The organism is Dongia sp. agr-C8, assembly GCF_054658695.1.
Map to the genome: position 1 here is coordinate 1117445 of NZ_BAAGHZ010000003.1, position 14728 is coordinate 1132172.

Below are 14728 nucleotides of genomic sequence, written 5' to 3' on the forward strand. Positions count from 1 at the left end.
CCGAAGCGATAGGAGAGAAGCCATGACCGACCAACGCCCGATCAAGAGCCCGCGCGAGATCGCGCCGCTGGTGTTGCCGGCCTGGACCTATCGCAACGCCGAGTTGAATGAGCTCGAATACGAATCGCTGTTCCGTCCCTCCTGGCAGTTCGCCTGCCACGTGAACCAGGTGAAGAATGCCGGCGATTTCGTGACCCTCGATCTGCTGCGCGATTCGATCGTGGTCTTGCGCGGCAAGGACGGCGACTTGCGCGCCTTCATGAATGTCTGCCGGCATCGCGGCGCCAAGCTGCTGGACGGCGCCGGCACCTGCAAGGCGCGCGTCACCTGTCCCTATCACGGCTGGTCCTACAACCTCCGGGGCGAACTCGCCGGCATGCCGGCCGAGAAGACCTTCCCCGGCGCCGACAAGAAGCAGCTCGGCCTGAGGCCGGTCGAGCTCGAGATTCTCTGTGGCCTGGTTTTCGTCCGCGTCGTCCCCGGCGGCCCGAGCCTGCACGAGATGTGGAAGGACTACATCCACCTGCTCGAGCCCTACAAGCTCGACGAGATGGTGCCGCTGGAGGAGCCCTGGATCGAGAACTGGGCCTGCAACTGGAAGGTCGGCGTCGACAACAATCTCGAGAACTACCACGTGCCGGTCGGCCATCCCGGCTACGACCGCCTGCTCGACAGCGACCTCGGCGGCTTCATGAACGAGCATGGCGTCGCGGGCTCGAAGAGCACGCTCCGCGACAAGCTCTCCTCGCAATGGTCGGAGCGCATGTACCAGCAGATGGCGCCGGACCTGAACGACGCGCTGCCCGAGGAGATCCGCAAGAGCTGGATGTTCTTCACCATGCCGCCCAACATCGGCATCGACATCTACGGCGACAGCATGGACGTGTTCCAGTTCCTGCCGCTCACGGCCGAGACCTGCACCGTGCGCTATCCGATCTTCGTCCGCCCCGACGCGCGGCGCGAGATGAAGGTGCTGCGCTACTTGAACGCCCGCATCAACCGCCAGGTCAGCGCCGAGGACAAGCTCCTCTCCGAGCGCGTCCAGGTGGGCCTGAACTCGCACGGCTTCGAGTTCGGCCCGCTCTCGGAATACGAAGGCTGCATCCACGACTTCCACGACCGCGTGCGCAAGGCCTGCCCGGTGACGACTCTGGCGGAAGCGCCGGCGCAAGGCTCGTTGCGCCGGCTGAACGACGAGATGCTGGGCGCGCGGGAGTCGGCGGCGGCCTGAGCGGCGGGCGGATCGGTCACCGCTTGATCAGCGCGAACACGCCCCAGCCGAGGTATTCGCGCGTGTAAGCGGCGTAGCGCCCGGGTTCCAAGTCGAGCTTGGCGCGAACCTCCGCCGCGAACGGGTCGCCGGGATTGGCGTCAAGCCATCGACGCATGGTGAGCCATTTGGCCGCTTCGTATCGGTCCCAGCTGTCCTGGTCCGCGAGGACCATCTCGACGACGTCGTAGCCGAGCCCGCCGAAGCCGGCGAGAAGCTGCGGCAGCGTCAGGAAGTCGGCGATCCCGCCGGCAAGACAACCCTGGGCGACAGCCTCGGTCGGCGGCAACTGCCGCCAATAGGGCTCGCCGATCAGGATGATTCCGCCGCTGCGCAGGCTCCGCGCCAGCAGCGCGATCGTGCCGGCGACGCCACCGGCGATCCAGCTGGCGCCGACGCAGGCTGCCACGCCGGCCTTCTCCTCGGAGACATGGCCGGCGGCATCGCCGTGGATGAACGCGACCTTGTCGGCGACGCCGAGCTCGACGGCGCGGCGCTTCGCCTGCTCGGTGAACAACGCGCTCTTGTCGATGCCGATGCCGATGATGCCGTGATCGCGCGCCCAGGTGCACAGCATCTCGCCCGAACCGCTGCCGAGGTCGAGCACCCGGTCTCCCGGCTCCAGCCGCAACGCCGCACCGAGCGTGGCGAGCTTCTCGGGCGTCATCGGGTTGTGGATGCGGTGAGCGCTCTCGGTGATGTTGAAGATCCGTGGGATGTCCACTGCGGAAGTTTCCTGGAAGGATGTATCGGCAAGAGAGTGACCGAAGAGGGCTGAGAGAACGACTTGGCCACCCACGGGATACGAAGGCTGCCTCCATGACCTTGCGCCGGATCAATGACCGGATGCGGCGCGGCGCGGATGCTGCGGCGGCTTGGCGCCGGCATCGGGTTCATCTGCTGAACCCGCGGCGCGAAATGCCGCAGCTCTGCGGTTAACCGGCTCTTTGCAATCGCCTGCGAGAATGACGCGGCGATGCGGTCCGCAGCGCCAGAGCGGGCCGAGGCCGCCTTGCCCGGCGGCATGCATTCAGGAGTCGTTGTCATGAGCGAATACGGAAAGCGCGCGACGCCGGTCCCGGTCAAAGCCTTGTCGTCGGAGGCTCTGGCGCGCTGGCGCAGCCGCGAGCGCAAGTTGCTGAGCCATGAGGCCGAAGATCACGACGCCGCGCCACCGGCGACGCCGGAACCGCCGGCCGCCGCGGCGCATTCGGAAGCTCCCGCAAGCGACGCCGCCGACCCCGCGCATGAGCGACATGCCGAGCGGCACATGACCCTGATCGGCGCCCAGGTCGTCTTCAATGACCTGATGAGCACCTATGACTGCACGATCCGCGATCTCTCCGAGACCGGTGCCAAGCTGAAGCTGCATGCGCCGGTCCAGGTGCCCAAGGCCTTCCTGCTGCGTTTCGGCGACGGCAAGGTCCGCCGCTGCAAGGTCCGGCGCCGCAACGCCCTCGAGCTCGGTATCGAGTTCCTGGACCAAGGCTCATAAAACAGTCAGTTAAATCAATAATGTAGCTCCGCGGTTGTCGCGCTGCCTTGACATCTCGCCTCGGCTTTCCTAAGTTAGTGATCGTTCACTAACTATAGAGTTGATGCCATGACCCGCGGCGAGAAGACCCGACAGCGCATCATCGACGGCGCCCTCCGCCTGTTCGCCGAGAAGGGCGTCGATGCGACCTCGATCCGCGACATCGCCGCCAGCGCCGCGATCACCGAGCCCGCCATCTACCGCCACTTCAAGAGCAAGGAGGATCTGGTCTGGGAGATCTTCTGGTCCGGCTATCGCAGCCTGGGCGAGATGCTCGGCACCATCGAGGCGAAAGGCGGGTTGCGCGAACGCCTCGCCGCGATGATCGACACCATCTGCGGGCTGTTCGATCGCGACCAGCCGCTGTTCCGTTTCCTGCTGCTGACCCAGCACGGCCAGCTCGGCAAGATCACCGAGCGCGAGAAATCCCCGGTCCAGGTGTTGCACGATCAGTTGGCCGCCGCGATCAAGGCGGGCGCGCTGCCGCCACAGGATCCCGAGCTCGCCACCAGCACGGTCTTCGGCATCGTGCTGCAGGCCGCGACCTTCAAGGTCTATGGCCGGCTCGGTGAGCCGCTCTCGCATTACGCGGAGCGGCTCGCCGCCGCCTGCTGGGCGGCGCTCAACGCCCCGGCTCCCGATCTCAACCCTGCCAGGAGGAGTTCATGATCGCCGCCATACCGCTCAAAGGGGCGCAGCGCAGCGCGCTCGTCTCCCATCCCGCATTGAGGTCCACGCCGACGCGCGCGGATGCGGAGGAGGGACGCTTCAGCACGCATGACGGCGTCCCGCTCTTCTATCGCCACTGGCCGGAGGCGACCGCGCATCGCACCGGCGCGATCATCCTGATCCACCGCGGCCACGAGCATTCCGGCCGGATGGCGCATCTGGTCCGGGAGCTGGCCTTGCCCGGTTTCGCCTTCTTCGCCTTCGACGCGCGCGGCCACGGCCGCTCGCCGGGGGCGCGGGGCGACAGTCCCGGGATCGATTGCTCGGTGCGCGACATCCAGAGCTTCGTCGATCACATCGCCCGCGCGCATGACGTCGCGGCCGAGGAGATCGCGGTCGTGGCGCAGAGCGTCGGCGCCGTGCTCGCCGCCGCCTGGGCGCATGACTATGCGCCGCGAATCCGCGCGCTGGTCCTGGCCTCGCCCGCCTTCAAGGTGAAGCTCTACGTTCCCTTCGCGCGCCCCGGTCTCGCGGCCTTGCGAAAGCTGCGCGGGAACTTCTTCGTCAATTCCTATGTGAAGAGCCGCTTCCTCACCCACGACCGCCAGCGAATGGCGAACTACGATTCCGATCCGCTGATCACCCGGGCGATCTCGGTCGATGTCCTGCTCGGCCTCGCCGCGACGGCCTCGCGCATCGTCGCCGACGCCCAGGCCATCACCGTGCCGACCCAGCTGCTGATCTCGGGCTCGGACTTCGTCGTCAAGGAAGGGCCGCAGCATGAATTCTTCGACCGCCTCGGCGCGGCGGTGAAGGAGCGGCACGTGCTGGAGGGCTTCTTCCACGACACGCTGGGCGAGCGCGACCGCGCCGAGGCGATCGACCTCATGCGCGCCTTCCTGCTGCGCCGCTACCGCCGATCGCCGCAGCATCCCAACCTGCTCCATGCCGACCGGAAGGGCTTCAGCAAGGACGAGGCGGATGCGCTGGCGCGGCCGCTGCCGGCCGTTTCGCCGCGCCGTCTGTACTGGGCTTTGCAGCGCGCCGGCCTCAAGCTCGCCGGCCGTCTCTCCCGCGGCGTCGCGCTCGGCCATGAGGCCGGCTTCGATTCCGGCGGCATGCTCGACTATGTCTACCGCAACCAGCCGGAGGGCCGCGGTCCGCTCGGCCGCGCGATCGACCGGGCCTATCTCAATTCCATCGGCTGGCGCGGCATCCGCCGCCGCAAGCAGCATCTCGAGGAACTGATCGGCGCTGCCGCCGATGGGCTGCGCGCCGCCAGGCTGCCGCTCCGCATCGTCGATATCGCCGCCGGCCACGGCCGCTACGCGCTCGATGCCATCGCCGAGAACGGCCTCGCGCCGGATTCGGTGCTGCTGCGCGACTACAGCGAACGCAATGTCGCCGCCGGCCGGGATCTCATCGCCGAACGCCGCCTCGAGGGCTTCGTGCGCTTCAAGCAGGGCGACGCCTTCGACCGCGACGGCCTGGCCGCGCTCGCGCCGCGACCGACCCTCGCCATCGTCTCCGGCCTCTACGAGCTCTTCGCCGACAATGCCGGTGTTCGGTGCTCGCTCGAGGGCCTGGCGGCGGCGATGCCGGCGGGCGCCTGCCTCGTCTACACCAACCAGCCCTGGCACCCGCAGCTCGAATACATCGCCCGCGTCCTCACCAGCCATCGCGCGGGCAAGCCCTGGGTGATGCGCCGCCGCAGCCAGGCGGAAATGGATCAGCTGGTTGCCGCCGCCGGCTTCCGCAAGGTCGAGCAGCGCATCGATCCCTGGGGCATCTTCACCGTCAGCCTCGCGGTCAAGATCCAGTGAGCGCCCCGACCGCCGGCACCGCGCAGCTCCCGGTTCCATCGGCGCGGGAGCCGGCGCGCGCCCTGTCCTGGCTCGTCATCTGCGGTGCGCTCTTCATAGCCGGATACGGCGCGGCCAATCTGCTGGCGACACAGCACGGCGAGGCGCACTCGATCCGCTTCGCCTGGGAGCAGGGCATTCCATTCCTTCCCTGGACCATCCTGCCCTATTGGTCGTTCGACCTCTTCTATCCGCTGGCCTTCTTCATCTGTGCCGATGCCGCCGAGTTGCAGCGGCATGTCCGGCGCATCCTGACCGCGCAGCTGGTCGCGGTGATCTGCTTCCTCGCCTTCCCGCTGCAGCTCGACCTCGCCAAGCCGACGACCGAGGGCCTGCCCGGTCTGCTGTTCGCCGCCCTCGGCAGCTTCGATCGCCCCTACAACACGGCGCCGTCGCTGCACATCGCGCTGCTGGTGATCCTCTGGGATCTCTATGCCCGCCATATTCCCCGGCGCCTTCATCTCCTGCTGCATGCAGGGTCGATGCTGATCGGGGTCTCGGTGCTCACCACCTGGCAGCATCATTTCATCGACGTTGCGACCGGCGTCGCTCTGGGTCTGCTCTGCCTCTGGCTCTGGTCGGCGGCAGGCGCGCTGCACTTTCGCCGCGCCGCCAGCGCCAAGCGCTGGCGCATCGCCGGACTCTACACCTCGGGCGCTGCCCTCCTGGCCTTCGCGGCGCTGCAGCTCGGCGGCTGGCATCTGTGGCTGCTCTGGCCGGCGCTGTCGCTCGCCCTGGTCGCGCTCAATTATCTCGCCCTCGGCGCCACCGGCTTTCAGAAGGGTCAGGATGGCACGATGCCGTTGCCGATCCGCCTGCTGCTGGCGCCGTATCTCCTCGGCGCGCGCATGAACGCCTGGCTCTGGACTGCGGCGGACCGTCCGACTGAAGTCGTCGCCGGCGTCTGGATCGGCCGTCTGCCGCACCGCTTTGCGGCGGACGCGCCGGCCTTCGCCACGGTGATCGATCTTTGCGCCGAGCTGCCGGCGGGCCCACATCCCGGCCGCCATGTCGCGATCCCGGCGCTCGACCTCGTCCCGCTCTCGGCGCGGGCGCGGGCCGATGCCGTCGCAGCGATCGAAGCCGCGCGCCCGCGCGGGCCCGTTCTCGTGGCCTGCGCGCTCGGCTACGGCCGCAGCGCCGGCGCGGTCGCGGCCTGGCTGGTCGCGACCGGGCGGGCCGCCTCGCCGGAAGCGGCGCTCGAAATCCTGCGCGCGCGCCGGCCGCGGGTTGCGGTTGACGCTGCGGACCTCCGACGATGACCGGTCTGGCACGGCGCCGACTGCGCGCCGAGGCCTGTGGTGACTGGCTCGGCCTGGTCTATCGCGGCTTCTTCTATGCGCTGATCTCGGCGCCGATCTGGGCTACCCTGCTCGCCCTGGCGATTCTCTTTGGTCGCCGGGGCCTCTGACTGGGAGCAGGAGAACACAGATGAAGAAGAGCGACGCCAAGGAAGGCGTATCGCCGTCCCGGCTGATTGACGCCAGGATCAAGGAGCTCGGCGACTGGCGCGGCGAGCTGCTCGCCAAGCTGCGGGCCCTGGTGAAGGAGGCCGATCCCGAAGTCGTGGAGGCGTGGAAATGGCGTGGCGTTCCGGTTTGGGAGCATGACGGCATCATCTGCACCGGCGAGACCTACAAGAGCGTGGTCAAGATGACCTTTGCCAAGGGCGCATCGCTGAAAGATCCGGCCAAGCTGTTCAATTCCAGCCTTGAGGGCAATACCCGGCGTGCCATCGACTTCCAGGAAGGCGCGAAGATCAACGCATCGGCCCTCAAAGCCCTGATCCTGGCCGCGGTCGCGCTCAACACGGCGAAAGCGAAGTCCAAGAAGAAAAGTTAGCGCCCGTCGTCTTCGCGGGAGTCCGACTTCGGCTTCTCGCTCTGCCGCAGGGTCAGGAAGATCCAGACCGCGGCGAAGCCCGCGGCGAAGAAGCCGCCGACCATGGCGATCGACTGGAAGTCCCAACCGCCGGCATCCATCGTTCAGGCCTCCGGATAATCCGCCGCCAGCCGTTGCCGCTGCGCCGTCGCGGCATCGGCGAGACCCGGCGCGCCGTCCGCGGCGGCGCGATCCAGGGTCAGGCGCAATTCGCTGAGTGCCGCCGGCCGTGCCGCTTCCAGGACCGACGGCAGCAGCGCGGTCGCGGTCGCCGGGCCGGGCGCGAGCAAGGCCAGCCTGCGCGGCGCGTTCAAGGATACCGGCAGGCAGAGCAGTGCCTGGCCGGCGATGCTCCAGAACCCGGCGCTGGGAAGCCGCGCCGCGCGCCGGTCGACATAGCAGACCGCGAGCACCAGCATCGCCGAAAGAAATGCCGCCGCCAGGGCGATCAGCAGGCGCAGCGTCTCCCCGCTCAGCAGCAGCAAGGGCAGGACGACGAACATCAGCAGGGCATGCGAGACCAGCGCGATGCCCATTCTGCGCATTCGGATCTGGAACGCGACCATCTGGCGCAGGCTGAGGAGCGGCGTGCCGGTCTCGCCGGCGTCGATCGGCCGGGTCTTGAAGACGGCGGCGAACGGCGTCAGAGGATTGAGCAAGGCCAGGGTACGGCCGCGCACCGGATAGACGGTCCAGCCGAAATCCAGCGCGACCCGGCAGCGGCCGGCGAGGCCGAGTCCCGCCGCCTTGTTCGGGCGCGCCAGGCTGAACCGGGCGAGCGCCTGGGCCGGTTGGAGCAGGACGACGCAATCCGCCAGATAGAGGCCGAAGAAGATCAGCAACAGGATGAGATCGTCGCTGGTCGCGGCGAGGTTCATCCGCGGCTACGCCTTGCGCTTGAACAGCTTCGCCGCCGCGACCCCGATCGCGGCAAGGCCGATCCAGATGAACTTGCCGAGGAACTTCAGCAGCCCGCTCTTCGCCGCAACCGCCGCGCCGCCGCCGACGATCAGCGCCGCCAGGCCATAGGCCGCGACCTTGTCGCCTTGCTTGAACTCGGCATAGGTATCGCCTGCGTTGAACCGGTAGCCGGCCAAGACCGACTTGAACTCGCCGACATCGGCGTCGAGCGTCTCCGGACCGGTCACCAGGGTGAAGTTGGTGACGCCGCGCCGCCCGAGCACCCGGGTCTGGAAGTTGGTCGAGACCTGGCCGCCCTCGTCCCTGAGGTCGAGGGACCATTCCAGGCGCTTGGTTGCCGGGTCGTAATGCGGTGGATGCCGCCAGCCGACCACATGCAGCTCGCCCCAGCCGTTGCGCCGGCGCTCCGCGTTGCCCTGCTCGGTCGCGTCCTTCATGGTCTTCAGGATCGCGTCGTTGTCGAGCGTCTCCTCGTCCTTGACATAGCCGTCCTCGGAGAAGTCGACCGAGGCCCACCAGTGCAGATCGTCCGGCGCCAGGATCTGCTCCGGAACGTCGCCGGAAATATTCTCGGTGAGCCGCAGGAAATCGTCGGCCTCGTTGCTGTCGAGGAAGACATAGCGCGCCGGCAGTTTCAGCTTGGCGTTTTTCAGGGCGGCGACTTCCGTCGGCCCGTCTTGCCAATGCAGGGCCTCGATCTGCTTCCAGAGCGCATCGGAACTCTCATCGCCGCGCGAATCCGGCGCCATGCAGAAGAGACCGAGCGCGCCGAAGATCGCCGCGGCCGTCCACAACCTGAACCGTCCCATACATGCCTCCCGGTCCCCACTCAACCCTACCGCGAGCCAGACCGCCTTTCAAACCCGATCGTGCGGCGGGCCACAGGAATCCATCGGCGTAGATTCCTGCGCGCTTCTCCTTCCGCTGTGGCCGCGATGTCACGGTCGCCAAGCGGCTGGCGCTCATGCGATGCTTGTGCTACTTTTGCGGAAAATGAACATTATACAATTATTGCAATCATGCTCACCCGCCTGGCGAAGCGACCGGATTGGCTGTTTCTGATCTTCGCCGCGCCGATCGGACTGGCATTGTGCTTCCTCGTCCCGCCGTTGGGCGGCGGCAATGAAATTCTGAACTTTCAGCGCGTCGCGGTTATTGCCTCCGGACAGCTCTCGCCCGGTCCGGCTGCGGTGCCCGGGGGCATTCCCGACTTCCTCGGCGCGGGCTTTGCCTATTTTCACCAGGCCGCCCGATTTCCGATCGGCTTTTCTTCCGACGCGATTCACCGCATGGCCGAGATCGACTTCAAGGCCGAGCAGCCTGCGGTCCTGCCGGCCAACCCGATTGCCGTGCATCATCCCTTCTCCTACCTGCCGCAGGTCGCCGTGTTCTGGGTGGCGGCACAGTTCGGCGCCTCTCCCTTGATCCTGTTCTTGCTCTCGCGTCTGGCGGGACTCCTGGCGGCACTCGGCTTGACCACGCTCGCGATACGGCGGATGCCGTCGCACCGCTTCGCCCTGGCGGCGCTTGCCCTGCTGCCGGCGATCACCTTCGGGCGCAGCACCGTCGATGCCGATCCGGTGACCAACGGCATGGCCTTCCTGTTCATCGCCTGTGTCCTGCGCGAGATCGCCGATCAAGGCCCGATCCGCATCCGCAACCTGCTGCTGCTCGCGGTGCTCGGCTTCGTCTTCGCGCAATGCAAGAGCGCCTATTGCGTGATGCTGCTGCTGGTTCTGGCCATCCCGGGTTCTCGGTTCACCAGCCTGCGCAGCCGCGCCGGCTGGCTTGCGCTGCTGATCCTGCCTGGCATTCTCGCCAGCTTCGGCTGGATGCTGCTGGTCAAAGAGAGCGTGCTCGCCGGCGCCAGCTACCAGACCTGGAGCGGCGCGGCAAACCCGGACCAGCAGCTCGCGCTCATCCTCGGCGATCCCGCCGGCTATCTGCTGACTCTCTTCGACACGCTCTTTCTCACCCCGTTCTTTCGGGACAGCCTGATGGGCCTGGTGGGCATGTTCGGGCCGCCGGTGGTCATGAATCCGCTTACCTGCATGATCCTTCTCCTGCTGTTGCTCGGAACCACCGTGACCGACCCCTTGGAGCGCCCGGTTTATCCGCGCTCCCTGGATGGATGGGTGGCGGTGATTTGCGCGGCCTTCCTGGTCTTGAGCTTGACCCTGCTCTATCTGCAATGGACCGGGCTCGGCGCGCGGGTGATCGACGGCTTCCTCGGCCGCTATCTCTATCCTTTGATGCCGCTGTTGCTGGTCTCGATCAGGGTCCGATGGCGGGCCACCGCCTTCAAGCCGGCCTTGTCGCTGACCTCCGTGGCCGGGCTCGGCCTCACCGCGATGCTGTGGCTGACGGTCCGGGCCTACTACGCCTGAACAATCGGGATGCTGGTGAAGGTGGTGCCGGTCCCGCGCGGCACCCTTCCGCTGGTGCCTGCGTCGTGGCCGATGCTACCCTGCGCGCCGGGGGAATCATCGCGATGTTGCGGCGTTTGCTGAAGCTACCACACTGGCTGTTCCTGCTGTTCGCGGCGCCGATCGGGCTGGTGCTGTGCGCCCTGGTGCCGCCGATGGGCGGCGGCAACGAGATGTACAACTTCCAGCGCGCCGCCGGCATCGCCTATGGGCATGCGCTGCCCGGCGCGGCCGAGGTCCCGGGTGGTATCGCCGACCTGATCGCCGAAGGCTTCGCCTATTTCCACGAAAACCTCGCCTTCCCGATCTCCTTTCCCGAAGCCGAGCAGCGCCGGATGGCGGCGATCGCCCTCCAGGCCGATCGGCCGGCGGTGCTCGCGGCCAATCCGATCGCGGTCCATCATCCGGTTTCCTATCTGCCCCAGGCCCTGGCGATCCGGCTTGGGGCGATGGCCGATGCCACGCCGCTCACGCTGTTCTACCTGGCGCGCATCGCCGGGCTGCTCGGTGGGCTTGCGCTGACCTTCCTGGCGATCCGGACCATGCCGTCGCATCGCTTTGCGCTCTGCGCCCTGGCCTTGCTGCCGCCGATCACCTTCGGCCGCAGCATGGTCGATGCCGATCCCGTCACCAATGGCCTGGCCTTCCTGTTCGTCGCCGCGGTGCTGCGCGAGATGCTGCGCCGGGACGCGGTCGAGGCCCGCGCCCTGTCCCGGCTTGCGCTGCTTGCCTTTCTGGTCGGCCAGAGCAAGAGCGCCTACCTGGTCCTGCTGGTCCTCGCGGTCGCCATTCCCGGCGCGCGATTCCCGACGCTGCGATCGCGCCTCGGCTGGATGGCGCTGCTCATGCTGCCAGGCATGATCGCCAGCCTGGGATGGATGCTGCTGGTCAAGGAGACGGTGCTGAGCGGCACCACCTATGTGACGGCGAGCGGCGGGGTGGACCCGGACGGTCAGCTGGCCTTCATCCTCAGCCACCCGCTGGATTATGCCGCCACCTTCCTGCGGACGCTCTTCACCACGCGGTTCTTTCCCTGGACGCTGTTCCAGTTCGCCGGGTTGTTCGGTCCGCCGGTGGTGCTCCCGGTGACGCTTGCCTTCGTGATCCTGGCATTGTTGCTGGGCGTCGTGCTCTCGGATGCGGCGGAGGCGCCGGGTCCCTATCCGGCGTCGCTGCCCTGGCTGACCGCGGCGATCTTCGCCGGCTTCATCGGCCTCACCATGACGCTGCTCTATCTGCAATGGACCGCCCTCGGCGCGCCGCTGATCGACGGCTTCCAGGGGCGCTACCTGTTTCCGTTGCTGCCCCTGGTGCTGGTGCTCAGCCGGGCGAAGCGGCCGGCTTTCGGCGTCGCGCCGTCCGTCTGGCTCCTGGCCCAGGCGTCTCTGGGCCTGGCGGCGCTGCTGTGGAAGGCGCACGACACCTATTATCATTGAGCCGGGGCTGAACCGCGGCGCTTACGCGATTTCCACCCAGACGGGTTGGTGGTCGGAGCCCTCGGCGTCGCCGTCGATTCGGCAGGACCTCAACCGCTTCGCCAGCCCGAGGGTCACGAAGCTGTAGTCGATGCGGAATCCGGGCTGCCCGCCTGCGGGCGGGAAGGTGATGCCTTCGTCTTCGCGATGCCCGGTCGCCACCCAGGCATCGACCAGCCGGTGCCCGACATCGACGCGGCCATAGCCGAAGTCCTTGTCGCGCGGGCCCACCAAAGCCTCGTATTCCGGCGAGCCCGGGACCAGGTTGAAGTCGCCGGTCAGGATCGCGTCCTCCGGCATCGGCGGCGGGTTCTCGGTCTGCCAGTCGGAATCATGACCGGTCCAGGCGCCGCCTTCCTGGGGCGCCGACCACAGCACCTCGAACAAGCGCGCGATCTGCGCCAGGCGTTCGTCGGGCGTCACGTCGGTGAGGTGGACGTTGTAATGCCGGAGCGCGCCGCCCGGTGCGTCGATCACCGTCTCCAGGAATCCCGCCACCATGTTGAAGACCGGTCCGGTCTTGAACTTCGGCAGGATGTGCAGCCGCGAGGAGAGGATCGGCCAGCGGCTCAAGGTCATCACGCCGAACTGGCGGCGGCGGTTGGCGACCGTGCCGTCGGCCGCGACCGTGCTCGCATCGACGTCGAAATAGGGGCCATAGACCCAATGGTGCTTCGGGAAGCGCCGCGCGATCTCCGCCGGCTGGTCGGTCTCGCCCGTGCGCTTCCAGTTCCGCTCGATCTCCTGCAGCGCCAGGATGTCGGCCTCCTGCACCGCGGCGGCCATGCGGTCGATGTCGATCCGGCGGTCGCGACCCCGCGAAAACTGCGTGTTATAGCCCACCAGGCGCATGCCGGATCTCCTGCGAAATAACTGAACGTTCATTCAATTTGTCACTTGACTTGCCCTGCTGTCGAGCCCGATCATCCGGGCTCAACGGCGCCTCCCGTTTGAAGAAGAGGGCGCGGGGAGAGGGGGCTTTCGTCATGTCGACCGGATTCCGGAAATCTGGACTTGTGGGCGCGGCGATCTTGGCCGGTTCGATTCTCTCGGCGCAAGCCTGGGCGCCCGACGCCCGCGCCCAGGACGGCACGATCGTCGCCGGCATCGGCGACCAATGGCAGAGCCTCGATCCGCAATACAGCTCGGCCTCCAAGGATGCGCAGATCCTCGGCGACGTCTATGAAGGCCTGGTCGGCCTCGACGCCGCCGGCAATCCGGCGCCCGGCGCCGCGGAGAGCTGGGACATCTCGGCCGACGGCCTCACCTACACGTTTCATCTCCGCGACGGGTTGAAATGGTCGAACGGCGATCCGCTGGTGGCGCAGGATTTCGTCAACGGCGCCGAGCGCCAGGAGAATCCGGAGACCGGTTCCTACAAGGCCTATTACCTCTTCACCCAGCTGCCGATCACCGGCGCCGCCGACTACAATTCCAAGAAGTCCACCGACTGGAGCCAGGTCGGCATCACCGCGCCGGATGCGAAGACGGTGGTGATCAAGCTCGACCGGCCGAATCCCTATGCCCTGCAACTGCTGAACTACTACTACATCTCGCCGCTGCATAAGCCGAGCCTGGATGCGCACGGCGCGAAGTTCGTCGAGCCGGAGAATTTCGTCGGCAACGGCGCCTATGTGATCAAGGAACTGGTGCCGCAGTCCCATGTCCTGCTGGTGAAGAACCCGAACTACTGGGATGCCGCCCATGTCGCGGTCGAGAGCATCAAGTATGTCGTCACCGAGGATGTGAACACCGAATTGAAGACCTTCCAGGCCGGCCAGCTCGACATCACCTGGGACGTGCCGACCGACCGCTTCGAGGCCTTGAAGAAGGAATACGGCGACCAGCTCCACGTGGCGCCCTATGCGGCGACCGGGCATCTCACCTTCAACACCCAGAAGGAACCGCTGACCGATATCCGCATCCGCAAGGCGCTGGCGCTGGCGATCGACCGCGACGTGGTCGTCAACAAGATCGCCAAGAGCGGCGACCGCATCATCACCTCTTTCGCGCCGCCGATGGACCCGAGCTATCCGGAGCTCAAAGCCGCGGAATTCAACCCCACGGACCAGAAGGCGAACGATGCCCTGGCGCTGAAGCTGATCACCGAGGCCGGCTACGGCCCCGACAAGCCGCTGACCTTGAACTACTACTGCACCTCCGACGACCTGCAGCGGAAGATCACCCAGGCGATCGCCATCCTCTGGCAGAAGAAGCTCGGCGTGATCAGCCGCATCCGCCTGGAGGAGAGTCAGGCGCTCTACGACGACTTCTACAAATACGAATGGGACGTCTATTGCGACGGCTTCACCGGCGACTATGCCGGGCCGGAGCCCTTCCTGGTCTACCGCACCGAGGCCGCCGGCGCCGCCTATCCCTGGAAGAACGAGGCCTTCGAGGCCGCCATGGCCAAGGCGACCGGCGAGAGCGACCGCGAGACGCGCAAGAAGATCCTGCTCCAGGCCGAGCAGATTCTCTTGGACGACTATCCGGTCGCGATGATGTACCAGGACACCAAGCGCAACCTGATCTCCAAGCGGGTCACCGGCTGGGTCGACAACCCGATCGGTTACCACCTCAGCAAATTCCTGAAGCTGCAATAGCCGCTCATCAAATACGCCGTCATCCGCGGGCTTGACCCGCGGATCTCCATCCAGGTGGGCGAAAGATGCTCGGATCAAGTCCGGGCA

General features: G+C 67.0%; 15 protein-coding genes. 10 read left to right on the top strand and 5 right to left on the bottom strand.

Features of this window, described 5'->3' with window-relative positions; genetic code table 11:
• The first annotated feature begins 22 nt into the window (after positions 1-22).
• A complete protein-coding gene (locus tag ACYQ4T_RS19605; RefSeq protein ID WP_459857746.1) occupies positions 23-1231 on the top strand; it encodes an aromatic ring-hydroxylating oxygenase subunit alpha in 1209 nt (402 codons plus the stop codon).
• Positions 1232-1247: 16 nt separating this feature from the next.
• Here ACYQ4T_RS19605 and ACYQ4T_RS19610 read toward each other — a convergent pair whose 3' ends face one another.
• Positions 1248-1994, bottom strand: coding sequence for an SAM-dependent methyltransferase (locus ACYQ4T_RS19610; RefSeq protein WP_459857748.1), 747 nt, complete (start codon positions 1992-1994; stop codon positions 1248-1250).
• 321 nt (positions 1995-2315) lie between these two features.
• Here ACYQ4T_RS19610 and ACYQ4T_RS19615 point away from each other — a divergent pair, with 321 nt between their 5' ends.
• From ACYQ4T_RS19615 to ACYQ4T_RS19640, 6 genes are all read left to right on the top strand, one after another.
• Positions 2316-2765 carry a PilZ domain-containing protein gene (locus tag ACYQ4T_RS19615; RefSeq protein WP_459857750.1) on the top strand — a complete coding sequence of 150 codons (450 nt, stop codon included), beginning with the start codon at positions 2316-2318 and terminating at the stop codon, positions 2763-2765.
• 108 nt (positions 2766-2873) lie between these two features.
• Positions 2874-3473: a TetR/AcrR family transcriptional regulator gene (locus ACYQ4T_RS19620; protein WP_459857752.1), complete on the top strand. Its 600-nt coding sequence runs from the start codon at positions 2874-2876 to the stop codon at positions 3471-3473.
• Entirely contained in the window at positions 3470-5296 is a 1827-nt protein-coding gene (locus ACYQ4T_RS19625; protein ID WP_459857754.1) for a bifunctional alpha/beta hydrolase/class I SAM-dependent methyltransferase, read from the top strand. The genes ACYQ4T_RS19620 and ACYQ4T_RS19625 overlap by 4 nt, the downstream gene beginning before the upstream one ends.
• Positions 5293-6597, top strand: a complete 1305-nt coding sequence (locus ACYQ4T_RS19630) for a phosphatase PAP2/dual specificity phosphatase family protein (RefSeq protein WP_459857757.1) — start codon at positions 5293-5295, stop codon at positions 6595-6597. The genes ACYQ4T_RS19625 and ACYQ4T_RS19630 overlap by 4 nt, the downstream gene beginning before the upstream one ends.
• Positions 6594-6746, top strand: a complete 153-nt coding sequence (locus ACYQ4T_RS19635) for a hypothetical protein (protein ID WP_459857760.1) — start codon at positions 6594-6596, stop codon at positions 6744-6746. The genes ACYQ4T_RS19630 and ACYQ4T_RS19635 overlap by 4 nt, the downstream gene beginning before the upstream one ends.
• Positions 6747-6766: 20 nt before the next feature.
• Positions 6767-7177 (top strand): DUF1801 domain-containing protein, encoded by a 411-nt coding sequence (locus ACYQ4T_RS19640; RefSeq protein ID WP_459857762.1) that lies wholly within the window; start codon positions 6767-6769, stop codon positions 7175-7177.
• Here the strand turns inward: ACYQ4T_RS19640 and ACYQ4T_RS19645 are convergent.
• Genes ACYQ4T_RS19645 through ACYQ4T_RS19655 form a run of 3 tightly spaced genes read right to left on the bottom strand, consistent with a single transcriptional unit; the run spans position 7174 to position 8946 of the window.
• Positions 7174-7317, bottom strand: a complete 144-nt coding sequence (locus tag ACYQ4T_RS19645; RefSeq protein WP_459857765.1) for a hypothetical protein — start codon at positions 7315-7317, stop codon at positions 7174-7176. The two genes, ACYQ4T_RS19640 and ACYQ4T_RS19645, sit on opposite strands and share 4 nt — an antisense overlap.
• 3 nt (positions 7318-7320) lie before the next feature.
• Positions 7321-8094: a hypothetical protein gene (locus tag ACYQ4T_RS19650; protein ID WP_459857767.1), complete on the bottom strand. Its 774-nt coding sequence runs from the start codon at positions 8092-8094 to the stop codon at positions 7321-7323.
• A 6-nt stretch (positions 8095-8100) separates the two neighbouring features.
• Positions 8101-8946, bottom strand: coding sequence for a DUF2167 domain-containing protein (locus ACYQ4T_RS19655; protein ID WP_459857769.1), 846 nt, complete (start codon positions 8944-8946; stop codon positions 8101-8103).
• Between the two features lie 210 nt (positions 8947-9156).
• Between ACYQ4T_RS19655 and ACYQ4T_RS19660 the strand changes: the two genes are divergently transcribed.
• Together ACYQ4T_RS19660 and ACYQ4T_RS19665 are read left to right on the top strand one after the other, a co-directional pair.
• Entirely contained in the window at positions 9157-10524 is a 1368-nt protein-coding gene (locus ACYQ4T_RS19660) for a DUF2142 domain-containing protein (RefSeq protein WP_459857771.1), read from the top strand.
• Between the two features lie 104 nt (positions 10525-10628).
• Positions 10629-11999, top strand: coding sequence for a DUF2142 domain-containing protein (locus tag ACYQ4T_RS19665; RefSeq protein WP_459857773.1), 1371 nt, complete (start codon positions 10629-10631; stop codon positions 11997-11999).
• 21 nt (positions 12000-12020) lie between these two features.
• Here the strand turns inward: ACYQ4T_RS19665 and ACYQ4T_RS19670 are convergent, their stop codons facing one another.
• The gene (locus tag ACYQ4T_RS19670; RefSeq protein ID WP_459857775.1) at positions 12021-12890 is read right to left on the bottom strand and encodes an endonuclease/exonuclease/phosphatase family protein; all 870 of its coding nucleotides are present in this window, start codon (positions 12888-12890) and stop codon (positions 12021-12023) included.
• A 179-nt stretch (positions 12891-13069) separates the two neighbouring features.
• Between ACYQ4T_RS19670 and ACYQ4T_RS19675 the strand changes: the two genes are divergently transcribed.
• Positions 13070-14641, top strand: a complete 1572-nt coding sequence (locus tag ACYQ4T_RS19675) for a peptide ABC transporter substrate-binding protein (RefSeq protein WP_459857777.1) — start codon at positions 13070-13072, stop codon at positions 14639-14641.
• The last annotated feature ends 87 nt before the right edge of the window (positions 14642-14728 follow it).